We start from the raw sequence: 21,562 nt of genomic DNA on the forward strand, positions 1-21,562 counted from the left end.
CACGGCTGTCTGCGACAAACCGTCGCAGTCCCCGGCGCCGGGGTGGGGCACGGCCGCCCGCTCACGCTAAAATGCGCGCATGTACGACGCCGTCAGCCGACCCACCCCCCCCAGCGACGCCGCGCCCTGGGCGCGCCGTTCCACCCAGCCGGTCCGCGTCGGAGGCGTCGTCGTGGGCGGCGGCAAGCCGATCGTGGTGCAGTCGATGACCAACACCGACACCGCCGACGTGGCCTCCTCGGTCAAGCAGGTGGCCGAGTTGTGGCGCGCCGGCTCGGAACTGGTGCGGCTGACCGTCAACAACGCCGAATCGGCCGCGGCGATCCCGCGCATCGTCGACAAGCTGCGGATGATGGGCATCGAGGTGCCGCTGATCGGCGACTTCCACTACAACGGGCACCAGCTGCTGGCGGCCGAGCCGGCGTGCGCCGAGATGCTGGCCAAGTACCGCATCAACCCCGGCAACGTCGGTTTCGGCAAGAAGAAGGACACCCAGTTCGCGCAACTGATCGAGTTCGCGCTGAAGTACGACAAGCCGGTGCGCATCGGCGCCAACTGGGGCTCGCTGGACCAGGCCCTGGCGGCGCAGCTGATGGACGAGAATTCGCGCCGCGAGACGCCGTGGGACGCCGGCCGGGTGCTGCGCGAGGCGCTGATCCGCTCGGCGCTGGATTCGGCCGAACGCGCGGTGGAACTGGGCCTGGGCCGCGACCGCATCGTGCTCAGCTGCAAGGTCAGCGGCGTGCAGGAACTGATCGCGGTCTATCGCGACCTGGCGCAGCGCTCGGATTTCGCGCTGCACCTGGGCCTGACCGAGGCCGGCATCGGCAGCAAGGGCATCGTCGCCTCCAGCGCGGCGCTGGCGGTGCTGATGCAGGAAGGCATCGGCGACACCATCCGCATCTCGCTGACCCCCGAGCCGGGGCAGTCGCGCACGCAGGAGGTGATCGTCGCCCAGGAACTGCTGCAGACCACCGGCCAGCGCGCCTTCACCCCGCTGGTCACCGCCTGCCCGGGCTGCGGCCGCACCACCTCCGAGTTCTTCCAGGAACTGGCCAAGGTGGTGCAGAACCACGTCCGCGCGAAGATGCCGGAGTGGAAGGTGAGCCATCCCGGCGCCGAGAACATGACCCTGGCGGTGATGGGCTGCGTGGTCAACGGGCCGGGCGAATCGCGCCACGCCAACATCGGCATCTCGCTGCCGGGGACCGGCGAGGCGCCGTCGGCGCCGGTGTTCGTCGACGGCGAAAAGACGGTCACCCTGCGCGGCGAGAACATCGCCCACGAGTTCGTCGCGCTGATCGACGACTACGTCGAAACCAAGTATGTCCGCCGCGCCGGGTGAGAACCCGGCCGAGCGCGCCGCCGGCGTGCGCCACTGGTTGCGCCGCAACGCCTGGCGCATCGGCCTGCTGTTCGCCGGCGTGTTGTTGCCGATGGGCGTGTTCGTGGCGCTGGCCGACGAGGTCCACGAACTGGAGAACTTCTATTTCGACGAGCCGCTGCTGTGGAGCATGCGCGCGCTGACCTCGCCGGGCTGGGACCGGTTCTTCAGCGTGGTCACCGAGGCCGGCTACCAGTACGGGGTGATCCCGCTGGACACGCTGATCGTGCTGCTGTTGCTGGGCCTGCGGCGCTGGCGCGAGGCCATGTTCGCCGCGTTCTCGTTCGTCGGTTCGGCGCTGTTGAACATGAGCGCCAAGCAGTTCTTCCAGCGCGACCGGCCCAGCCTGTGGGAGTCGATCGCGCCGGAGCACACCTTCAGTTTCCCCAGCGGCCACGCGATGGGCTCGATGACCCTGGCCGCGGTGCTGATCGCGCTGGCCTGGCGCACCCGCTGGCGCTGGCCGGTGCTGCTGCTGGCCAGCACGTTCGCGTTGCTGGTCGGCGTGTCGCGGATCTACCTGGGCGTGCATTATCCCTCCGACATCCTCGGCGGCTGGTGCGCGGCGCTGGTCTGGGTGCTCGGGCTGTACCTGCTGATGTTCCGCGGCGAACGGCGTCCGCGCTGGCGTCGCCGGCGTGCGTCTGCCTGAGCGGTGCTGCCGCAGGTCACCAACTCGAACTCGCGCCGCCGCCACCGGAGCTGCCGCCGCCGGAGGAGGACGAACTGCTGGACGTGGACGAGGACGATCCGGAGGACACTGCCTCGCTGGCGTAGTAGGCCGCGGTATAGGCGAACGCGCCGGTCCCGGTCTCGACCACATGGCCCTTGCGGATCAGCGTATTGCGCGTGCGCTCCTGCTGCTTCAGGAAGCGTCGGTAGCGCTGCGGCGAGCGGTAGCGGCGACCCGACAGCGCGAGCGCCAGCCCCAACGCCAGCAGCTCGGCGGCGATCCACAGCCAGAACGCCAGCGGGAACAGCGCCGACAGGATTAGCACGAACACGCCCGGGTTGACGGTCAGGAACAGCTTGATGAACAGTCCCGAGGACGCGCGCTTGCTGGAGGCGGCGATCTCCTCGGGCGCGTCGGCCAGTTCCGGGTGACGCTGCAGCAGGCGCGTGCGCAGCCGTCGCTGCTGGCGCTCTAGCAGCGGCGGCAGCAGCCAGATCAGCGCAAGCAGGCCTGCCCAGGCGGCGGCGCCGCGCTTCCAGTCGCTCTGGTCGCTTCGTTCGGAAGCGGACGGCGGCCGCGCCAGTTCCGCGAGGCTGTCCGGGTCCTTGGCCGCCACGCGCGCCATGAAGCCGAACGCATCGACGATGGCGCCGGCGGTGTCGCCCTCGCGCATCTTCGGCGCCAGGTGATCGTCCAGCGCACGCCTGGCGACCACATCGGGCAGCACGCCCTCCAGCCCGTAGCCGACTTCGAAGCGCGAGCGCCGGTCCTGCATGGACAGCACCAGCAGCAGGCCATTGTTGGCGTCCTTGTCCCCCAGGTGCCAGGTCCGGAACGCATCGTCGGCCACGCGCTCGATGTCCTCGCCTTCGAGCGAGGGGACCAGATAGACCGCGCCCCAGATGTGCTGCTCGTCGCGGATCCGCTGCAGCGCTGCATTGACACGCTGCCGCTGCGCGTCGCTCAGCACCCCGGCCGGATCGACCACGTTCGGCGTGTACTCGGGAATCGCGCTTGCCAAGGCCGGCATTGCAGGGCACAGCAGCAGGGCGAGCGCGGCGATGGCGAGCAGGCGAAGGATGCGCATGGTGGTCTTTGCAATCGAGCGTGCAGCCATTATGGAGTCTGCCGGAGCGCATCGCCGCATGCAGGCGGACGCTTGCCGTTCCATGCCGGGCAGCGCGTCCCCGTCGCCGCTAGGCCAGGCTGTGCAGTGCCGCCGCGTGCGCATGCAGTGCGGTGGTATCGAACAGCGGCAGCATGGCGTCGCCGGCGCCGATCAGCAGCGAGATCTCGGTGCAGCCCAGGATCACCGCCTCGGCGCCCTGCGCCTGCAGCGCCGCGATCACCTGGCGGTAGCGCCGCCGCGAGGCGTCGCGGATCACGCCCTGGCACAGTTCGTCGTAGATGATGCGGTGGACGTCCTCGCGCCCTGGCAGGTCCGGTACCAGCACCTGCAAGCCGCGCCGCTGCAGCCGAGCACGGTAGAAGTCCTGCTCCATGGTGAAGCGGGTGCCGAGCAGCCCGATCCGGGTGATGCCGGCGGCCTGCACCGCGTCGGCGGTGGCATCGGCGATATGCAGCAGGGGCAGCGGCACCGCCGCGGCGATCGCGTCGGCGACGCGGTGCATGGTGTTCGTGCACAGCACCAGGAAATCGGCGCCGCCGGCCTGCAACGCGCGCGCGGCCGTGGCCATCGCTTCGCCGGCCGCGTCCCAGTCGCCGGCCTGCTGCAGTTGCTCGATCTCGTGGAAGTCCACGCTGTACAGCAGCAGCCTGGCCGAATGCAGCCCGCCCAGTTGCGCGCGGATCGTTTCGTTGATGTGCCGGTAGTAGGGCACGGTGGATTCCCAGCTCATGCCGCCGATCAGGCCGATGGTCTTCATGCCGTTCTCCATGTGTCGCCCGTTCGCGGGGTGCGGGCAGCGATGATCGCGCACTGTCGCCGGTTCGTGCGCGGCCCGCGCGCCTGGCGCCGGCAGGGCCGGACAGGCGCGCTCATTCGCCAGGCTTGGCCGCCGCGGTGGCCGCGGCGCTGGCGGCACGCCGCGCCAGCAATGCCTCGCGGTGAGCGATGTAGGCATTGGCGCCGAGGATGATCAGCGCGCCGAGCACGGTCCAGCGATCCGGCGCTTCGCCGAACAGCCACCAGCCGAGCACGGCCACGAACGGCAGCTGCACGAAGCTGATCGGGGTCAGCGCCGAGACTTCGCCGATGCGCAGCGCGCGCGTCCACAGCAGTTGCCCGAGCGTGCCGAACAGGCCGGTGGCGAGCAGCCACAGCCAGTCGATGCCCTGCGGCCAGGTCCAGGCGAACAGGGCGGGCAGCAGCGACATCGGCACCCAGAACGCATAGGTGTAGAACACCACGGTGTTGGCCGAATCGACCCGTGCCAGCTGCTTGATCTGGATCGCCACCAGCGCGCCCATCACCGCCGCCAGCAGCGCGATCAGGGTGCCGGCGCTGAACGTGGCCGCGCCGGGGCGCAGGATGATCAGCACGCCGGCGAAACCGCACAGCACCGCCATCCAGCGCCGCAGGCGCACGTTCTCGCCGAGCCAGAACGCCGCGGCCAGGGTCACGAACAGCGGCGTGGAGTAGGACAGCGCGATCGCCTGCGACAGCGGCAGGTGGCCGATCGCCCAGAAGCCGGCCAGCATCGACACCAGGCCGATCGCGGTGCGCAGCAGGTAGCGCGGCAACTGCGCGGTGCGCGGCAGCGACTGCCCCGGCCGCAGCAGCATCGGCAGCAGGAACAGCAAGCCGAACAGGTTGCGGAAGAACGCGATCTCCACCGTGGACAGGTGCGCGGAGGCAAGCCGGATCGCGATCACCATCAGTCCGAACGACAGCGTGCTGGCCAGCATCAGCGCGGCCGCGCGCAGCGACACCGGCTGCTTCACCAGTGCGCGCCGACGATGCGCGGTTCCGGCTCCAGGATCACGCCGAAGCGCTCCAGCACCGAGGCGGAGATGCGCCGCGCCAGCGCCAGCAGCTCGGCGCCGCTGGCCTGGCCGTGGTTGACCAGCACCAGCGCGTGCGCGGCGGACACGCCGGCATCGCCGTCGCGGTGGCCTTTCCAGCCGCAGGCCTCGATCAGCCACGCCGCCGACAGCTTGCGCTGGTCCTCGCCGTCGCCGGGGAACACCGGCAGCGCCGGGTACGCGTGCTGCAGCGCCTGCGCCTGTTCGGCCGGCAGCAGCGGATTCTTGAAGAAGCTGCCGGCGTTGCCGAGCACCTCCGGGTCGGGCAGCTTGCGGCGGCGGATGTTGATCACCGCCTGCGCCACGTCGGGCGCGCCGGGCATGGCGATGCCGAGCGCCTCCAGTTCCTCGCCGATGCCGGCGTAGTCCAGGCGCAGCGCATGCAGCCGCGGCAGGTTGAATTCCACCGCGGCGATCAGGTAGCGGTCGGGCTGGCGCTTGAACAGGCTGTCGCGGTAGCCGAACTCGCAGGCGGCCGCATCCAGCCGCACGAAGCGCGCGTCGGCGCGGTCGTAGGCCTCGACCACATGCACGAACTCGCCGACCTGCGCGCCGTAGGCGCCGATGTTCTGGATCGGCGCGGCGCCGACCGTGCCTGGGATCAGCGCCAGGTTCTCCAGGCCCGACAGGCCCTGCGCCAGCGACCACATCACCAGTTCGTGCCAGCCCACGCCGGCGCCGGCGCGGACGATGGCGTAGTCGGCGCGGTGTTCGAGCGTGTCGATGCTGCGGTTGGCGAAGGCCAGCACCACGCCGGGCGCGTCGCCGGCGAACAGCATGTTGCTGCCGCCGCCCAGCGGCAGCAGCGCCGCACCGGCCAGCTGCGGCGCCAGCAGCGCCTCGGGCAGCGCGTCGGGGGCGAAGATCTGCAGCAGCCACGGCGCCTGCGCGGCGACATGGAAGGTATTCAGCGCCTGCAGCGGCGCATTCGCGGTCAGCGACCAGGCGTTGCTCATAGCGCGGCGACCGCGCCGCGGCTGGGCGCTTCGCGGCGCCGGCGCATCGCCTCGACGCATTCGCCGATCAGCTCCGGGCCGCGGAACACCAGCCCGCTGTAGCACTGCACCAGCGCCGCGCCGGCGGCCATCTTCGCCACCGCATCGGCACCGGACAGGATGCCGCCGACCCCGATCAGCGGGATCGCCTCGGGCAGGCGCGCGCGCAGCCGGCGCAGCACCAGCGTGGACTGGCCCAGCAGCGGCGCGCCGGACAGGCCGCCGGCTTCGGCGCCCAGCGCGTTGCGCTCCAGGCCGGGACGGGCGACGGTGGTGTTGGTGGCGATGACGCCGTCCACTTGCAGGTCCGACAGCACCCGCGCTGCTGCGTCGATATCGCTGTCGCTCAGATCCGGCGCGACCTTGACCAGCATCGGCACGCGCTTGCCGTGGCGCGCGGCCAGCGCTTCCTGCGCCTCGCGCAGCTGCGACACCAGCTGCCGCAGCGCCTGTTCCTCCTGCAGCTCGCGCAGGCCGGCGGTGTTCGGCGAGGAGATGTTGACGGTCACGTAGTCGGCCAGCGGGTAGACCTTTTCCAGGCAATGCAGGTAATCCGACGCGGCGTCCTCGTTCGGGGTGTCCTTGTTCTTGCCGATGTTGATGCCGAGCAGGCCATGGCGGCGGCGCGCGCGTTCGACGTTGCGCACCAGCGCGTCCACGCCGAGGTTGTTGAAGCCCATGCGGTTGATCACCGCCTGCTCGCGTGGCAGCCGGAACATGCGCGGCTTCGGATTGCCCTGCTGCGGGCGCGGGGTGATGGTGCCGATCTCGACGAAGCCGAAGCCCAGCGCCAGCAGCGCGTCGATGTGCTCGCCGTTCTTGTCCAGGCCCGCGGCCAGCCCGACCGGATTGGGAAACTCCAGGCCGAACGCGCGCGTGGGCATCGGCGCGATCGCCCTGGCCAGCAGCGGATTGGTGCCGGTGCGGTAGGCCATCTCGATCGCGCGCAGGCCCAGCGCGTGGGCGCGCTCGGCGTCGAAGGCGAACAGGAACGGGCGGGCGAGGGAATACATGGGCACAGCTCAGTTCAACGTGCCGGCGAAGGCACGGGTACGGTAGTGGACATCGACCAGGCCATCCACCTGGTGGCGATCGAACAGCACGCGCAGCGCGGCCAGCATCGGCGCGTGGCGCGGATGCCCGGCCAGCGGCGCATAGGAGGAGGACAGCAGGCGCCCGCGCAGGCCGTCGTAATCCAGCTTCTGCACGTTCGGGAACTGGGCGGTGCCGCGCAGCCCGGCGCCGAACCAGCGCTGCATCGTCGCATCGTCGTGGTAGCGCTCGGCCACCGTGCTGTAGTCGGTGCCGTAGTCGAGCAGCAACTGCTCGTAGTCCTGCAGGAACGGCGTGCCGTCGAGCAGGCGCGAGTTCCAGTACACCAGCGCCAGTCCGCCGGGGCGCAGCACGCGCGCCCATTCGCGGCGTACCGCTTCCAGATCGAACCAGTGGAAGGCCTGCGCGGCGCTGATCAGGTCGACGCTGGCGGCGGGCAGGGTGGTGGCCTCGGCGCTGCCGTCGACCGCGGCGAAGCCGGGGAGGTCGCGCAGCAGGGTCTCGGCGGCGGCGCGCATCGCCGCGTTCGGCTCCACCGCCAGCGTCGGATGCCCGGCCAGCAGGAACATGCGGGTGGAAATGCCGGTGCCGGCGCCGATGTCGGCGACCTGCGCATCGCGTGCCACGGCGAGTTCCCCGTGCACCCAGTCCAGCAGCGCGGGCGGATAGTCGGGGCGGTAGCGGATGTAGTCGGCGACGCGGTCGCTGAAGCGTTCGCGCGGAGCGGAGGCGTCCATCGGCTCAGGCCTGGGTGCTGGCGAACCAGGCCAGCCCGCCGAAGAACAGCACGAACGCCAGCACCGACAGGATCGCGACGATCACCGCGGCCCAGCCCAGGATCAGCCCGCCGACCGCCAGTCCGTCGCCTTGGAAGCGTTGCGGCTGGCGGCGGATCTCGGCGCGCGCCAGGTGCCCGGTGATGATCGCGCCGAGGCTGCCGAGCACCGGCATCAGGGTCCAGCCGAGGATGCCGGCGACCAGGCTGACCACGGCGAGGGAATTGGTTTCGCGTACGGCACTCATGTGCAGATCCTCGTGAAGGGGGCAGCGGGTTCGCTCGCATGCACGGTGCCCGAATTATCCCAGAAGCGCGCCTGCCGTGCGCCGTTCATCGGCGCGTGCGGCCGTGGCGCAACGCATACGCCCACTCCGGTTGGCCATTGCGTTCGGCCTGCAGCGCGGCGCTGGCGTGGTCGTAGTCGACCGCCAGCAGTTGCGCGTCCCAGTGGCCCTGCGCGCATTGCAGGATCGCGTAGCGCGCCTGCGGCGTGCCGGTTTCCACCCGGTACGGCTGCGGATGCGCCTCGGCGTAGGCGGGCAGGCCGACGCTGCCCGGATTGCACAGCAGCCGCCCGTCGTCCAGGCGCAGCGTGCGCGGCACATGGCTGTGCCCGCACAGCACCAGCGGCGCCGGCGGCGTATCGCCGAGCCGTTCGCGCACGCGTTGCGCGCTGGCAGGCAGCAGGTGCGGTGCGGCCAGGTCGTCCAGCAGCCAGCACAGGTCGTCGTGCGGGGTGCCGTGGCACAGCAGCGCCTGCGGCAGGGACAGGGTCGGCGGCAGTTCGTCCAGCCAGCGCCGCTGCGCCGGCGTCAGCTGCGCATGCGCGTAGGCATCGCTGGCGCCCATCGCCGCGGGCGCCAGCTCGCATAGCTGGCGCTCGTGGTTGCCGCGGACCGTGGGCAGCGCCAGCGGCATGAGCCGCGCGGCGGTCTCGCGCGGCCACAGCGGACCGGAGACGATATCGCCGAGGTTGACGATCCGCTCCACGCCGCGCCGCCCGATATCCGCAAGCACCGCCTCCAGCGCGGGCAGGTTGCCGTGGATGTCGGACAGGGCGGCGATGCGCATCGCTTACAGGTCGAACTTGATGCCCTGCGCCAGCGGCAGCGAGTCGGAGTAGTTGATCGTGTTGGTCTGCCGGCGCATGTACACCTTCCACGCGTCCGAGCCGGATTCGCGGCCGCCGCCGGTGTCCTTCTCGCCGCCGAACGCGCCGCCGATCTCCGCACCGGAGGTGCCGATGTTGACGTTGGCGATGCCGCAGTCGCTGCCGGCCGCCGACAGGAACTTCTCCGCCGCCTTCAGGTTCTGGGTGAAGATCGACGAGGACAGGCCCTGCGGCACGCCGTTCTGCATGTCGATGGCCTCGTCCAGGCTGCTGTACTTCATCACGTACAGGATCGGCGCGAAGGTCTCGTGCTGCACCACGTCGTCGCCGTTGTGCAGGCCGGTGACGATCGCCGGCAGCACGAAGTTGCCGGGGCGGTCCAGCGCGGTGCCGCCGGTCTCGACGGTGCCGCCGGCGGCCTTGGCCTTGGCGATCGAGGCCAGGAACTGCTCGACCGCGCCGCGGCTGTTCAGCGGCCCCATCAGGTTGGCCGGGTCGGTGGGGTCGCCGATCTTGCCTTCGACCTGCTTGTAGGCCTTGAGCAGCGTCGCCAGCACGGTGTCGTAGATGGAGTCGTGCACGATCAGCCGGCGGGTGGTGGTGCAGCGCTGGCCGGCGGTGCCGACCGCGCCGAACACGATGCCGGGGATCGCCAGCTTCAGGTCGGCGCTCTCGTCGAGGATGATCGCGTTGTTGCCGCCCAGCTCCAGCAGGCAGCGGCCCAGGCGCCGCGCGCACTTCTCGGCGACGTTGCGCCCGACCTGGGTCGAGCCGGTGAAGCTGATCAGCGCGATGCGCTTGTCTTCGACCAGGGTTTCGGCCAGTTCGGTGCCGGCGTCGTTGATCAGGAAGAAGATGTCCGGGAAGCCGGCATCGCGCAGCGCGTCGTTGCAGATCTTCATCGATGCGATCGCGGTCAGCGGGGTCTTGTTGGACGGCTTCCACAGGCAGATGTCGCCGCAGATCGCGGCCAGGAAGGCGTTCCACGCCCACACCGCGACCGGGAAGTTGAACGCGCTGATGATGCCGACCAGGCCCAGCGGCTGATACTGCTCGTACATGCGGTGGCCGGGGCGCTCGGAGTGCAGCGTGTAGCCGTACAGCATGCGGCTCTGGCCGACCGCGAAATCGGCGATGTCGATCATCTCCTGCACTTCGCCGTCGCCTTCGGGCTTGCTCTTGCCCATTTCCAGCGCGACCAGCGACCCCAGCGCGTCCTTGTGCTTGCGCAGCGCCTCGCCGCACAGCCGCACCGCCTCGCCGCGGCGCGGCGCCGGCGTGGTGCGCCACAGCTTGAACGCGGCCTGCGCGCGGGCGACCACGGTCTCGTAGTCCTGCGCGGTGGTCGCCTGCACTTCGGCGATGATCTCGTTGCTGGACGGGTTCAGCGGCTGCAGTACGCCGGCGCCGGTGGCCGTGGACCACTCGCCGTTGCCGAGATAGGTGCCGGAATTGGACGCGGTCAGGCCGAGCGCCTTGAGCAGGTCAGCGGACATGGAATCTCCTGGGTTCGTTGCGACAGGGAAGGCGACCGCAGGCGGGGGACGCGGGACGCGATTAGCCCGCAATTTTAGCAGACCGGGCGGGCCAGGCCGCATCCGCCGCGCGCCGCGGCGGGCTTGGCAAGCGCGGCGATCGTGCGACAATGCGCCGGCCAAGGCCCCGTAGCTCAGCTGGATAGAGCGGTCCCCTCCTAAGGGACAGGTCGTGCGTTCGAATCGCGCCGGGGTCACCACCGCAAGTTGGTTTGCGCGCTCGGCGCGGTCGCTGCCGTCGCGCGCTGGTGACGTGGGCAAGGACGCGTCCCGGGTTCCGGCTTGCGCCGCGTTGCGCATGTCGATGCGCCGCAGTCGCGCGTGCAGGAAGCCGGATCGCCCGCCGTGGCCTCACGCCATCGGGCCGCTACGCGCCCGGCCCGCATAACGCCGTTTACACCTTGCGCCGACGCTGCCTGAGCACCGCGGTGCGTAGGCTGCAACCGTCCGCTGATGCTGGAAAGGACGGCATCGCAACGTCGCGATGCGGATCCGCTCCGGCAACCTGGGACGCACGGCGACTGGCCTGTCCAGTTGCAGTCTCCACCCAGGCATGGCTGCAGGACAGCGCCAGCGATGTATCCATCGCATGGCGTATGCACCACCTGGTTGCCATTGGCCGGTTGCCCAACGCAGGGCGATGCCGGTGTCCTGGATTGCGGGCTTCATCTCATCCGGCCAGCCACGGCGGCCGCTCCCGACAACCCCATGCGAATGCACAGCAGGAGTCACTCAATGAGCAGAACGTTGAAATTTGTATTGATCGGTTCGCTCCTGGCGGGCCTGGCCGCTTGCCAGCGCGATGGCGACAAGCCGGCCCAGGACCAGAACCCGACGTCGGCAACCCCCGCGACCGACGCCAGTCAGGCCGACAGCGCGACGGCACCGGCGAGTACCACCAGCGGCGACGCCGCCGCCGGCGCGCCCACCGGTAGCGACGGCACCCAGGGCACCCAGCCTCCGGCCGATCCGCAGCAGCCCACCAGCGATCCGCAGCAACAGCCGCCGGCGGATAACCAACAGCACTGATCCAACGCAGCGTTAACGGCGCATGGCGCGCGGACGATAGGTCCGCGCGTCTTTCCCAAAAGCTTAGTTTTGCTTTGCCTTGCTTAGTGCCTGCGAGCGCTGGCCGGAAGCAAATGAATCGCACCGAACCGCGCACTGAACACACCGCAACCGCACGCCGTTTTTGTCGCGCCGAACATGGGCCAGCACAAACGCTTGCCTACAGTGCGGCGCATGAATCCCGTATTCGCCGCGCTCGGCATGATGCTCCTGACAGTGGTCGCGCTGATCGCGTCGGAACTGTCCAAAATGGTGGACAAGATCGTGGCATGGATGCGCCATTCGGCGATGCCGCGCAAATCGGCGTGGCAGGCCGGCAGACCCCACCATCCGCTCCGGCCAAGGCGCCGGTGAGCGGGGCCTGCCGTGCTGCTGGCGAAGGATCTGTCGCGCCGGCGGCGGATAGTAACTTTTGCAACGGATCGGTCCGGGCGCGGTCCGCATGCCGCCGCGCAGCAGACAGCGCTTGACAGCACCCCGGCGCATGATGTCCTCTTGCGCCCATGCCCAACGTTCTCGCCCTCGTCACCAGCTTCGTGCCGCCCGCGCTTCGGTGCCGGGCCGCCTGCTGCGCGGGCATTACCACCGGTATTACCACCCACACCATTCGCCCGGTGCGGCCCGTCGTTTTCGCGTAACTGTCGAAACCCACGGCCCCGCACCCGGATCAGGATGCGGGGAACCCGTCGGCCTGATGCGAGCGGGGCCTCCACTCCGAGGTCTCCCATGCCGTCCCCCGCCGTCGCTTCCGCTCCCGCCGCAGACCCCGCGCTCGCCGCGCGCACCGTCGTCCACAAGTTCGGCGGCACCTCGGTGGCCGACGCCGAACGCTATCGCCATGTCGCGCAGTTGCTGCTGGCGCGCCCGGAAACCCTGCAGATCACCGTGGTCTCGGCGATGAAGGGGGTGACCGATGCGCTGATCGGGCTGGCCGAACTGGCCGCCAGCGAGAACAGCGACTGGCGCGAACGCTGGCACGAGACCCGCGCGCGGCACCGCGCCGCGGCGGTGTCGCTGCTCGGCGAGCATGCCGGCGTCACGGTGGAATGGCTGGATGCGCGCTTCGACCATCTCGCCGAGATCCTCGGCGCGCTGGCGGTGATCGGTGAACTGCCGCGCGAGGTGCTGGACCGGGTGCAGGGCCTGGGCGAGGTGTATTCGGCGCAATTGCTCGGCGAGCACCTGCGCGCGCTGGGCGAGGATTGCGCGGTGCTGGACGCGCGCGAGGTGCTGGTGGTGGATCGCGGCGAACTGGGCGTGGACGTGGATTGGGAGGCCAGCGCGGCGCGCCTGTCGACGTGGCGCGCGCAGCATCCGCAGCAGCGTGTCGTGGTCACCGGCTTCGTCGCCCGCGACCGCGCCGGCCGCATCACCACGCTGGGCCGCAACGGCAGCGACTACTCCGGCGCGATCTTCGCCGCCCTGTTCGATGCCGACGAACTGCATATCTGGACCGACGTGGACGGCGTGCTGTCGGCCGACCCGCGGGTGGTGCCCGAAGCGGTGCAGCTGGAAACGCTGAGCTACGACGAGGCCTGCGAGCTGGCCTATTTCGGCGCCAAGGTGGTGCATCCGCAGACCATGTCGCCGGCGATCGAGCGCGGCCTGCCGATCATCATCCGCAACACTTTCCAGCCCGAACATCCGGGCACCCGCATCACCGCCAGCAGCGCCAGCAGCGGCCCGATCAAGGGCCTGACGCTGAGTCCAGACCTGGCGGTGCTGAACCTGGAGGGCACCGGCCTGATCGGCGTGCCCGGCACCGCCGAGCGCGTGTTCGCCGCGCTGCGCAACGCGCGGGTGTCGGTGGTGATGATCTCGCAGGGCTCCTCGGAGCATTCGATCTGCTGCGTGGTGCGGCAGAACGAATGCGAGCGCGCGCGCGACGCGTTGCTGTCGGCGTTCGCGCACGAGCTGGTGGTCGGCCAGGTGCAGCGCGTGCAGCTGACCACCGGCATCAGCGTGCTGGCCGCGGTCGGCGACGGCATGGCCGGGCAGCCGGGCGTGGCTGCGCGCCTGTTCGAATCGCTGGGCCGCGCCCAGGTCAACATCCTGGCGATCGCGCAGGGCTCGTCGGAACGCAACATCTCGGTGGCGATCGACAGCGCGCACGCGACCAAGGCGCTGCGCGCCGCGCACGCCGGGTTCTGGCTGTCGCCACAGACCTTCTCGGTCGGGGTGATCGGCCCGGGCAACGTCGGCGCGGCGCTGCTCGACCAACTGCGCGTGGCACAGCCGCAGTTGCTGGCCAAGGCCAACCTCGACCTGCGCCTGCGCGCGATCGCCTCGCGCAGCGCGATGCGCCTGGAACCGCGCGCGATCGGCGGCGACTGGCGGCAGGCCTTCGCCAGCGGCCAGCAGCCCACCGACCTGGACGCGTTCACCGCGCACCTGCTGTCGGCGCACCTGCCGCATGCGGTCATCATCGATTGCAGCGGCAGCGCCAATGTCGCCGACCGCTACGCCGACTGGCTCGCCGCCGGCATCCATGTGGTCACCCCTAACAAGCAGGCCGGCGCCGGGCCGCTGGCGCGCTTCCATGCGATCCGTGCCGCCGCCGAGAGCAGCGGTGCGCGCTTCCGCTACGAGGCCACGGTCGGCGCCGGCCTGCCGGTGATCACCACGCTGCGCGATCTGGTCGACACCGGGGACGAAGTGACCGCGATCGAGGGCATCTTCTCCGGCACCCTGGCCTGGCTGTTCAACAAGTACGACGGCAGCGTGCCGTTCTCGCAACTGGTTACCGATGCGCGCGGCATGGGCTATACCGAGCCGGATCCGCGCGACGACCTGTCCGGCACCGACGTGGCGCGCAAGCTGGTGATCCTGGCGCGCGAGGCCGGGCGCGAGCTGAGCCTGGAGGACGTGGCGGTGGAGAGCCTGGTGCCGGAGGCGCTGCGCCAGGCCAGCGTGGAGGATTTCATGGCGCGCCTGCACGAAGTGGACGCGGCGTTCGCGCAGCGCCTGCAGGCGGCCAGGGCGCGCGGCTGCGTGTTGCGCTACGTGGCGCAGCTGGCGCCGGACCGCGCGCCCAGCGTCGGCCTGGTGGAACTGCCGGCCGAGCATGCCTTCGCCAACCTGCGCCTGACCGACAACGTGGTGCAGTTCACCACTCGCCGCTATTGCGACAATCCGCTGGTGGTGCAGGGCCCCGGCGCCGGTCCGGAAGTCACCGCCGCGGGCGTGTTCGCCGACCTGCTGCGGGTGGCGGCGGGCGAGGGCGCGCGGCTGTGAGCCAGGCGCAGACCTCGCTGGCGCCGCACGCCGCCGCCCGCGCCTTGCCGCGCGAGGCGCGCGAGGCGCGCGCGTTCGCGCCGGCCTCGGTGGCCAACGTGGCGGTGGGCTTCGACCTGCTCGGCTATGCGGTGGAGGGCGTCGGCGACACGGTCACCGTGCGCTGCATCGACGCGCCGCTGGTGCGCGTCGCCGCGATCCGCGGCACCACGGTGGCGTTGCCGCTGGAGGCCGCGCGCAACACCGCCGGCGCGGCGCTGATCGCGCTGCGCGAGGCACTGGCGCTGCCGTTCGGTTTCGAACTGGAGATCGACAAGGGCATTCCGCTCAGCTCCGGCATGGGCGGTTCGGCGGCGTCGTGCGTGGCGGCGCTGGTGGCCGCCAATGCGTTGCTGGACGCGCCGTTGTCGCGCGAGCAGCTTTATCCGTATTCGCTGGAGGGCGAGGCGGTGGCCAGCGGCAGCCGCCACGGCGACAACCTCGGCCCGATGTTCCTGGGCGGGCTGGTGCTGTCCACGCTGCAGCGGATGGTGCCGGTGCCGGTGCCGGCGGCCTGGCACAGCCTGCTGGTGCACCCGGACGCGGTGCTGGAGACGCGCCGCGCGCGCGAGGCGCTGGCCGGTGACTACCGGCTCGGCGAGTTCGTGGCGCAGAGTTCCAATCTGGCGCTGGTGCTGGCGGGCTGCCACGCCGGCGACGAGGCGCTGGTGCGCGCGGGCCTGCGCGACGTGCTGATCGAGCCACGGCGTGCGCCGTTGATCGTCGGCTTCGATGCGGCCAAGCAGGCCGCGCTGGCGGCGGACGCGATGGGCGCGAGCATTTCCGGCGCCGGCCCCAGCGTGTTCGCCTGGTTCGCGACGCGCGCGGCGGCGGAGGCGGCTGCGCCGGCGGTGCAGGCGGCATTCGCGGCGGCCGGCTTCGACAGCCAGCATTGGGTATCGCCGCTGCAGTGTCCGGGCGCCCGATTGCTGTAGCGGCGCGTAGCCGAGCTGTTGCTGTTGCTGTTGCTGTACCGGGTTCCCTTCCGCAGCGGCGGCCATGGCGGGGAAAAACCCCGAAGGGGCGGCGCACATGGATGTGCGCCGTTCGCGGCAGGGGCAGGATGCCCCTTCCGCGAATCCCCGTCATGGACGCGGACCCGGAGCGCGCAGCGCGGAGGGCGCTCGGCAGGGCGCGCTTTCTTTTGGTTACTTTTCTTTGCGCGAGCAAAGAAAAGTGACTCGCCGCAAGGCGAAAGCCTTTGCCTTTGCCTTTGCTTTTGCTTTGGTTTGAAGATTCAAAGCAAGAGCAAGAGCAGGAGCAGGAGCAGGAGCAAAGCTTCCGCTGGCGCGGGTCACTTTTCTTTGCTTGTGCAAAGAAAAGTAACCAAAAGAAAGCACACCCGGGCGGCGCGCCCGCGCTACGCGCGGGTCCGCAAGCAGGATGGGAATTTTCGGAAGGCACATCCATGTGCCTGCCGAAAACGACGCGCATCCTGCGCGTCGCCCCCTGCGGGGGTTGTGCCCATCCTGCTTGCCGCGCCTCACGGGAGATCGAAAAACAAAAAAAGCCACAGCCGAAGCAAGGGTAGAGCAACAATCAAGAGCAGCAACAAGAGCAGCAACCAAGCAGTGCCACAGTCACGGATGACAGCGCGATCGAACTCCCCCTGTTGATGGAACCACCATGAACTTCATTTCCACCCGTAATGCCGCGCCCGCCGCCAGCCTCAGCCAGGCCATCGCCGCCGGCCTGGCGCCCGATGGCGGGTTGTACGTGCCCGAGCGCATGCCGCCGGTGCGCGAGCTGCAGGCCGGCGCCAGCCTGGCCGAGACCGCGGCGACCCTGCTGGCCCCGTTCTTCGACGGCGACGCGCTTGCCGCCGAGCTGCCGGCGATCTGCGCCGAAGCCTTCGATTTCGATGCGCTGCTGCAGCCGCTGGCCACGCCCGGCGACCATGCGCTGGAGCTGTTCCATGGGCCGACCGCCGCGTTCAAGGACTTCGGCGCGCGCTTCCTCGCCGCCTGCCTGGCCCGGCTGCGCCGCGATGCCGCCACGCCGCTGACCATCCTCGTCGCCACCTCCGGCGACACCGGTGCGGCAGTGGCCGCCGCCTTCCATCGCCAGCCTGGCCTGCGCGTGGTGGTGCTGTATCCGGACGGGCGCGTGTCGCCGCGGCAGGCGCACCAGCTGGGTTGCTTCGGCGACAACATCCAGGCGCTGCGCGTGGCCGGCTCGTTCGACGACTGCCAGGCGCTGGTCAAGCAGGCCTTGAACGATGTCGAACTGCAGGCGCAGGCGCCGCTCAGTTCGGCCAACAGCATCAGCCTGGGCCGCTTGCTGCCGCAGATGAGCTATTACGCGCATAGCGCGCTGGTGCATTACGCCGGGCGCGCGCAGCCGCTGAACCTGGTGGTGCCGACCGGCAACCTCGGCAATGCGCTGGCTGCGATCCTGGCGCGCGGACTGGGCGTGCCGCTAGGGCGCATCGTGCTGGCGACCAACGCCAACCACGTGCTGCCGGACTACTTTGCCGGCGCCGACTACGCGCCGCAGCCCAGCGTGGCCACCGTGGCCAATGCCATGGACGTCGGCGCGCCGAGCAATTTCGAGCGCCTGCGCTGGCTGTATCGCGGCGACGATGCCGCGCTGCGCGCGCAGTTCCAGTCCTATTCGGTGGACGACGCGCAGATCCGCCAGCTGATCGGCGAGCGCTTCCGCCGCTACGGCGAGGTGCATTGCCCGCATACCGCGACGGCGTTGCACGTGTTGCAGCAGATCCGCGCCGAGGGCGCGGAGGCCGATGCCGGCGATTGGGCGGTGGCGGCGACCGCGCATCCGGCCAAGTTCGAGGCGGTGGTCGAGCCGCTGATCGGTCAGCCGGTGCCGGTGCCGCCGGCGTTGGCGGCCTTGTTGCAGCGACCGGCGCACGCCGAGCCGATCGCGCCGGACTACACGGCGCTGCGCGCGCGCCTGTTGGCCGGCTGAGATCTGCCGCCGCCTGACCCGGCGGCGGCACCGCTGTCCGGGCCGCCGCGCCGCCGCCTGCGTCCCGCGCGCACCGTGGCGCGCGGTCCGGGGCGCAGCTCAGTCCTGATCCTGCGGCTGCAGCCGCAACCAGGCGGCCTGCACCACGCTGCGCACCTGCAGCCAGTCCAGGCGCGAGCGGGGATGGTCGCGCAGGAACACGTCGCGCAGCTGCGGGGCGACGTCCTCGAAGCGCTGGCCGTGGTACTTCAAGTAGGCGTCGTAGGCCAGTTTCAGCGCCGGCTCGTAGTCGGCGAACGCATGCCCGGGCTGATGGAACGGAGCCTGGGCGAAGTGCGCCTTCCAGAAGTCCAGTTCTCTTTCGCGATCCAGCATCACGCAGGCGCGGGGGTCTTGCGGCACATCGATGGCGACGAACATGGTTGCCCTCCCGTTGGTTCCCCCCTCCGGCACCGCGGCGCCGCCGCAGGTGTATCGCGGCGCAAGTCTATGCCCGCGCGCGTGGCAAGGCATGGCTCGGGTCTGAAGCATTCATGGAGATGTCGCCGGGCGGCGTTCGCGCCGATCCGGAGGCGTCGGCTCGCTCGGGTTGTCCAGCCAGGCGCAATCTGCGTCGGGAGCCCAAAGCGTTCGCGGGCGGGCACGGCGGGTTGTCCACAGCGGATGTGGAGCGTTGCCCTGGAAACCTGTGGATAAGTCGGTGCGGCCCCGGTGGTGCAAGGTGTAGACAGGGGCTGGCGAAAAAATCGCCGCCGTCGTCCTGCTCAGTCCTCGTCGGACGCCAGCCGGTGCAAGGCGGCGAAGTCGCGGATCTCGACCACGTGCAGCTGCGGCAGCGCGATCAGGCCTTGCTGGCGCAGCTTGGTGAAGGTGCGGCTCACCGTTTCCATGGTCAGGCCCAGATGATCGGCGATGTCGCCGCGGCCCATCGGCAGGGTCACCTTGTTGCCCGAGTCGCCCTGGCGCGCCGCGCGTGCGGCCAGTTTGAGCAGGAAGTCGGCCAGCTTCTCGGACGGCTGCAGCCGCGCCAGTGCCAGCGCCGCGTCCTGCGCGGCGTCCAGTTCCAGGCAGGCGCGTTGCAGCAGCTTGCGTTCCAGCTGCGGGAACTGGCTGCGCAGCTGCTGCATCTGCGCCACCGGGACCCGGCACACGCGGCTGTCGGCGATGGCTTCGATGTCGTGGCGGTGCTTGGCCGATTCGCTGAGCCCGACGTAGTCGCCCGGCAACACGAAGCCGGCGACCTGGCGGCGGCCGTCGGCCAGCGTGCGCACCAGACGCAGGGCGCCGGCGGTGACGGTATAGACCGCCTGCCGCGCTTCGCCGGTGCGGGCCACGGTGGCGCCGGCGGCGTAGGCGTGCGAGGTGGTCGCCCGTTCCAGCGCCTGCACCTCGTCGCAGGCCAGCGCCGAACAGATCGCCAGGTGCCGCACCGCGCAATGCAGGCATTCGTGCGCGCGCGGATCCCGTGCCGCGGCGGGCTCGGCATAGGGCAGGGCGAATCCGGAAGGAGGCCTGGTCATGGGCGTGGCAGCGGCGTCGGCACCGGGGAATGATACGACGATGCGGCCGCCAGCAGTCGGTGCGGCTAGAATTGGCGTCCGCTCGCCCCCGAATCGCAGGAGTTTTGCACGTGATCAAGCCCCGTACGCCGCCCGGCATCATGGAATTGCTGCCGCGCGAGCAGATCGCGTTCCAGCGCATGCTGGACGTCATCCGCCGCAACTACGAGCGGTTCGGGTTCCTGCCGGTGGAGACCCCGGTGTTCGAACTGTCCGACGTGCTGCTGACCAAGTCCGGCGGGGAGACCGAGCGCCAGGTGTACTTCGTGCAGTCCACCGGCGCGCTGGCCAACGCTGCGGCCGACGCCGGCGGCGAGGGCGGCTTGCCGGAGCTGGCGCTGCGCTTCGACCTGACCGTGCCGCTGGCGCGCTACGTGGCCGAGCACGAACACGAGCTGAGCTTCCCGTTCCGCCGCTACCAGATGCAGCGCGTGTACCGCGGCGAGCGCGCCCAGCGCGGCCGTTTCCGCGAGTTCTACCAGTGCGACATCGACGTGATCGGCAAGGATGCGCTGAGCATCCGCTACGACGCCGAAGTGCTGGCGGTGATCCACGCGGTGTTCGCCGAACTGGGCATCGGCGCGTTCGCGGTGCAGTTGAACAACCGCAAGCTGATGCGCGGCTTCTTCGAGAGCCTGGGCGTGGCCGAGGGCGAGCGCCAGCTGGCGGTGCTGCGCGAGGTCGACAAGCTGGACAAGCGCGGCGCCGACTACGTGCGCGAGACGCTGGCCGGCGAAGGCTTCGCGATCCCGGCCGAGCAGGTCGAGCAGATCCTGGCCTTCGTCGCGGTGCGCTCCAGCGGCCACGACGACGCGCTGGCGCGGCTGGATGCGCTGGCTGCGGCCGCCGAGTCGAGCGCGACGCTGCGCGAGGGCGTGGCCGAGCTGCGCGAGGTGCTGGCCCTGGTCAAGGCGCTGGGCGTGCCGGAGACCGCGTACTGCCTGAACTTCTCCATCGCCCGCGGCCTGGACTACTACACCGGCACCGTCTACGAGACCCTGCTGACCGACTACCCGCAGATCGGCTCGATCTGCTCGGGCGGGCGCTACGAGGACCTGGCCAGCCACTACAGCAAGTCCAGGCTGCCGGGCGTGGGCATCTCCATCGGCCTGACCCGCCTGTTCTGGCAGCTGCGCGAGGCCGGGCTGATCGACGGCATCGCCTCCAGCAGCGTGCAGGCGATGGTGGCGCTGATGGACGAGGCCAAGCTGGACGACGCGCTGGACATCGCTCGTCGCCTGCGCGTCGGCGGCATCAATACCGAAGTGCAGATGGAGCCGAAGAAGGTCGGCAAGCAGTTCCAGTACGCCGCGCGCGCCGGCATCCGCTTCGTGGTGCTGGCCGGCGACGACGAACTGGCGCGCGGCGTGGTCGCGGTCAAGGACCTGGTGCGCGAGCAGCAGTTCGACGTCGCCCGCGACGAACTCGCCAGCACCCTGCTGGTCGAGCTGGAGCAGGCCAAGGTCATGCCCTGAGCGGGCCGGCAGGGCCGGGGATGGCGCAGCCTGGACGGGCGCGCCGCATGTCCCTTGTAGGAGCGACTTCAGTCGCGACGCGGATGACCAGAGCCTGCCGCCACTGAAGCCGCACACGCAACGGCGAGCGCAAGGCGCGTTCGCTGTTGCAACCAGGCGTTCCCGTGGCGGCGACCTAAGCGGTGCGTGCACCCTTGGCCGATGCGATCGCTGCGAGTGCCTGTCGCGGCTGAAGCCGCTCCTGCAGGGAGCGGTGTGCGTGCGTCGTAGGAGCGGCTTCAGCCGCGACAGATCGCATGGCGACCTCGCGCCCATCAGGGGCCGAACACAACAACCGCAGAACGCCCGCAAGCCGCGGCTTGACCCGGTCTGTCCAATCGCGCTAATGTACTAACACGCTATTACATTATTGCAATGAAACAACGACCCGCCACGCAACCCGATCGCGACAGCGACACCTCGTTCAAGGCGCTTTCGCGCGCCCTGGCCCACCTGAGCAAGCCGCAGGAGGTCGCCGCATTCCTGCAGGACCTGTGCACGCCGGCCGAGCTGGAGGCGATGTCCGATCGCTGGCGGGTGGTGCCGCTGCTGCTCAAGGGCGTGCCGTACCGCGAGATCCACGAGCTGACCCAGGTCAGCGTGACCACCATCGGCCGCGTCGCGCGGACCCTGGAATACGGCGCCGGCGGCTATGCCACGGCGCTGCGCCGGCAAGCGGCGCGCCCCTCCGATTCCCATTGAGATG

Annotated in this window: 21 protein-coding genes and 1 tRNA gene; 11 read left to right on the top strand and 11 right to left on the bottom strand. The window is 70.3% G+C overall.

Annotated features, from left to right (window positions below):
• Nucleotides 1-79: 79 nt before the first annotated feature.
• On the top strand, nt 80-1,345 hold the full coding sequence (ispG, locus tag HDC36_RS02925) for a flavodoxin-dependent (E)-4-hydroxy-3-methylbut-2-enyl-diphosphate synthase (protein WP_179564272.1): 1,266 nt from the start codon (nt 80-82) through the stop codon (nt 1,343-1,345).
• On the top strand, nt 1,326-2,036 hold the full coding sequence (locus HDC36_RS02930; RefSeq protein WP_179564274.1) for a phosphatase PAP2 family protein: 711 nt from the start codon (nt 1,326-1,328) through the stop codon (nt 2,034-2,036). The genes ispG and HDC36_RS02930 overlap by 20 nt, the downstream gene beginning before the upstream one ends.
• Before the next feature lie 16 nt (nt 2,037-2,052).
• On the opposite strand, the gene HDC36_RS02935 is transcribed toward HDC36_RS02930, so the two are convergent.
• The 9 genes from HDC36_RS02935 to HDC36_RS02975 form a co-directional block, all read right to left on the bottom strand.
• Nucleotides 2,053-3,144, bottom strand: coding sequence for a TPM domain-containing protein (locus tag HDC36_RS02935; protein ID WP_255432570.1), 1,092 nt, complete (start codon nt 3,142-3,144; stop codon nt 2,053-2,055).
• Between the two features lie 109 nt (nt 3,145-3,253).
• Nucleotides 3,254-3,943: an aspartate/glutamate racemase family protein gene (locus HDC36_RS02940; protein ID WP_179564278.1), complete on the bottom strand. Its 690-nt coding sequence runs from the start codon at nt 3,941-3,943 to the stop codon at nt 3,254-3,256.
• Between the two features lie 112 nt (nt 3,944-4,055).
• Nucleotides 4,056-4,925 (bottom strand): DMT family transporter, encoded by an 870-nt coding sequence (locus HDC36_RS02945; RefSeq protein ID WP_179565571.1) that lies wholly within the window; start codon nt 4,923-4,925, stop codon nt 4,056-4,058.
• A 32-nt stretch (nt 4,926-4,957) separates the two neighbouring features.
• Entirely contained in the window at nt 4,958-5,998 is a 1,041-nt protein-coding gene (gene murB, locus HDC36_RS02950) for a UDP-N-acetylmuramate dehydrogenase (protein WP_179564280.1), read from the bottom strand.
• Nucleotides 5,995-7,050, bottom strand: coding sequence for a quinone-dependent dihydroorotate dehydrogenase (locus tag HDC36_RS02955; RefSeq protein WP_179564282.1), 1,056 nt, complete (start codon nt 7,048-7,050; stop codon nt 5,995-5,997). Before HDC36_RS02955 ends, murB begins: the two co-directional genes overlap by 4 nt.
• 9 nt (nt 7,051-7,059) lie before the next feature.
• Nucleotides 7,060-7,827 carry a class I SAM-dependent methyltransferase gene (locus tag HDC36_RS02960; RefSeq protein ID WP_179564284.1) on the bottom strand — a complete coding sequence of 256 codons (768 nt, stop codon included), beginning with the start codon at nt 7,825-7,827 and terminating at the stop codon, nt 7,060-7,062.
• Nucleotides 7,828-7,831: 4 nt separating this feature from the next.
• On the bottom strand, nt 7,832-8,113 hold the full coding sequence (locus HDC36_RS02965) for a DUF4190 domain-containing protein (protein ID WP_179564286.1): 282 nt from the start codon (nt 8,111-8,113) through the stop codon (nt 7,832-7,834).
• An 85-nt stretch (nt 8,114-8,198) separates the two neighbouring features.
• On the bottom strand, nt 8,199-8,939 hold the full coding sequence (locus tag HDC36_RS02970) for a metallophosphoesterase family protein (protein ID WP_179564288.1): 741 nt from the start codon (nt 8,937-8,939) through the stop codon (nt 8,199-8,201).
• 3 nt (nt 8,940-8,942) lie between these two features.
• Nucleotides 8,943-10,475: an aldehyde dehydrogenase family protein gene (locus HDC36_RS02975; RefSeq protein ID WP_179564290.1), complete on the bottom strand. Its 1,533-nt coding sequence runs from the start codon at nt 10,473-10,475 to the stop codon at nt 8,943-8,945.
• A 162-nt stretch (nt 10,476-10,637) separates the two neighbouring features.
• Between HDC36_RS02975 and HDC36_RS02980 the strand changes: the two genes are divergently transcribed.
• From HDC36_RS02980 to thrC, 7 genes are all read left to right on the top strand, one after another.
• Nucleotides 10,638-10,714 (top strand) — tRNA-Arg (locus tag HDC36_RS02980).
• Nucleotides 10,715-11,249: 535 nt separating this feature from the next.
• A complete protein-coding gene (locus HDC36_RS02985; protein WP_179564292.1) occupies nt 11,250-11,543 on the top strand; it encodes a hypothetical protein in 294 nt (97 codons plus the stop codon).
• A gap of 213 nt (nt 11,544-11,756) precedes the next feature.
• Nucleotides 11,757-11,936, top strand: a complete 180-nt coding sequence (locus HDC36_RS02990) for a hypothetical protein (protein WP_179564294.1) — start codon at nt 11,757-11,759, stop codon at nt 11,934-11,936.
• Between the two features lie 372 nt (nt 11,937-12,308).
• Entirely contained in the window at nt 12,309-14,816 is a 2,508-nt protein-coding gene (gene thrA, locus HDC36_RS02995) for a bifunctional aspartate kinase/homoserine dehydrogenase I (protein ID WP_179564296.1), read from the top strand.
• 44 nt (nt 14,817-14,860) lie between these two features.
• Entirely contained in the window at nt 14,861-15,790 is a 930-nt protein-coding gene (locus tag HDC36_RS03000) for a homoserine kinase (protein ID WP_179565573.1), read from the top strand.
• Nucleotides 15,791-15,854: 64 nt separating this feature from the next.
• Entirely contained in the window at nt 15,855-16,088 is a 234-nt protein-coding gene (locus HDC36_RS03005; protein ID WP_179564298.1) for a hypothetical protein, read from the top strand.
• Between the two features lie 393 nt (nt 16,089-16,481).
• Nucleotides 16,482-17,783, top strand: a complete 1,302-nt coding sequence (thrC, locus tag HDC36_RS03010) for a threonine synthase (RefSeq protein ID WP_179564300.1) — start codon at nt 16,482-16,484, stop codon at nt 17,781-17,783.
• 99 nt (nt 17,784-17,882) lie between these two features.
• On the opposite strand, the gene HDC36_RS03015 is transcribed toward thrC, so the two are convergent.
• Together HDC36_RS03015 and HDC36_RS03020 are read right to left on the bottom strand one after the other, a co-directional pair.
• The gene (locus HDC36_RS03015) at nt 17,883-18,203 is read right to left on the bottom strand and encodes a hypothetical protein (RefSeq protein WP_179564302.1); all 321 of its coding nucleotides are present in this window, start codon (nt 18,201-18,203) and stop codon (nt 17,883-17,885) included.
• A 344-nt stretch (nt 18,204-18,547) separates the two neighbouring features.
• Complete coding sequence (locus tag HDC36_RS03020) at nt 18,548-19,303, bottom strand: helix-turn-helix domain-containing protein (protein WP_218847981.1); 756 nt, start codon at nt 19,301-19,303, stop codon at nt 18,548-18,550.
• A 110-nt stretch (nt 19,304-19,413) separates the two neighbouring features.
• Here HDC36_RS03020 and hisS point away from each other — a divergent pair, with 110 nt between their 5' ends.
• A complete protein-coding gene (hisS, locus tag HDC36_RS03025; RefSeq protein WP_179564304.1) occupies nt 19,414-20,817 on the top strand; it encodes a histidine--tRNA ligase in 1,404 nt (467 codons plus the stop codon).
• Between the two features lie 414 nt (nt 20,818-21,231).
• Nucleotides 21,232-21,558, top strand: coding sequence for a YerC/YecD family TrpR-related protein (locus HDC36_RS03030; protein ID WP_179564306.1), 327 nt, complete (start codon nt 21,232-21,234; stop codon nt 21,556-21,558).
• Nucleotides 21,559-21,562 lie beyond the last annotated feature (4 nt).

The organism is Xanthomonas sp. JAI131, from assembly GCF_013410075.1.
GTDB lineage: Bacteria > Pseudomonadota > Gammaproteobacteria > Xanthomonadales > Xanthomonadaceae > Xanthomonas_A > Xanthomonas_A bonasiae.

Bases quoted from the DNA above. Each gene is read 5' to 3' on its own strand.
- HDC36_RS02945 (WP_179565571.1), bottom strand. From the start codon at position 4,925: ATGCTGGCCAGCACGCTGTCGTTCGGACTGATGGTGATCGCGATCCGG.
- HDC36_RS03030 (WP_179564306.1), top strand. From the start codon at position 21,232: ATGAAACAACGACCCGCCACGCAACCCGATCGCGACAGCGACACCTCG.
- HDC36_RS02955 (WP_179564282.1), bottom strand. From the start codon at position 7,050: ATGTATTCCCTCGCCCGCCCGTTCCTGTTCGCCTTCGACGCCGAGCGC.
- HDC36_RS02985 (WP_179564292.1), top strand. From the start codon at position 11,250: ATGAGCAGAACGTTGAAATTTGTATTGATCGGTTCGCTCCTGGCGGGC.
- HDC36_RS02960 (WP_179564284.1), bottom strand. From the start codon at position 7,827: ATGGACGCCTCCGCTCCGCGCGAACGCTTCAGCGACCGCGTCGCCGAC.
- HDC36_RS03015 (WP_179564302.1), bottom strand. From the start codon at position 18,203: ATGTTCGTCGCCATCGATGTGCCGCAAGACCCCCGCGCCTGCGTGATG.
- ispG (WP_179564272.1), top strand. From the start codon at position 80: ATGTACGACGCCGTCAGCCGACCCACCCCCCCCAGCGACGCCGCGCCC.
- HDC36_RS02930 (WP_179564274.1), top strand. From the start codon at position 1,326: ATGTCCGCCGCGCCGGGTGAGAACCCGGCCGAGCGCGCCGCCGGCGTG.
- HDC36_RS03005 (WP_179564298.1), top strand. From the start codon at position 15,855: ATGGCGGGGAAAAACCCCGAAGGGGCGGCGCACATGGATGTGCGCCGT.
- HDC36_RS02990 (WP_179564294.1), top strand. From the start codon at position 11,757: ATGAATCCCGTATTCGCCGCGCTCGGCATGATGCTCCTGACAGTGGTC.
- thrC (WP_179564300.1), top strand. From the start codon at position 16,482: ATGAACTTCATTTCCACCCGTAATGCCGCGCCCGCCGCCAGCCTCAGC.
- HDC36_RS02975 (WP_179564290.1), bottom strand. From the start codon at position 10,475: ATGTCCGCTGACCTGCTCAAGGCGCTCGGCCTGACCGCGTCCAATTCC.
- HDC36_RS02970 (WP_179564288.1), bottom strand. From the start codon at position 8,939: ATGCGCATCGCCGCCCTGTCCGACATCCACGGCAACCTGCCCGCGCTG.
- HDC36_RS03020 (WP_218847981.1), bottom strand. From the start codon at position 19,303: ATGACCAGGCCTCCTTCCGGATTCGCCCTGCCCTATGCCGAGCCCGCC.
- thrA (WP_179564296.1), top strand. From the start codon at position 12,309: ATGCCGTCCCCCGCCGTCGCTTCCGCTCCCGCCGCAGACCCCGCGCTC.
- murB (WP_179564280.1), bottom strand. From the start codon at position 5,998: ATGAGCAACGCCTGGTCGCTGACCGCGAATGCGCCGCTGCAGGCGCTG.
- HDC36_RS02965 (WP_179564286.1), bottom strand. From the start codon at position 8,113: ATGAGTGCCGTACGCGAAACCAATTCCCTCGCCGTGGTCAGCCTGGTC.
- HDC36_RS02935 (WP_255432570.1), bottom strand. From the start codon at position 3,144: ATGCGCATCCTTCGCCTGCTCGCCATCGCCGCGCTCGCCCTGCTGCTG.
- HDC36_RS02940 (WP_179564278.1), bottom strand. From the start codon at position 3,943: ATGAAGACCATCGGCCTGATCGGCGGCATGAGCTGGGAATCCACCGTG.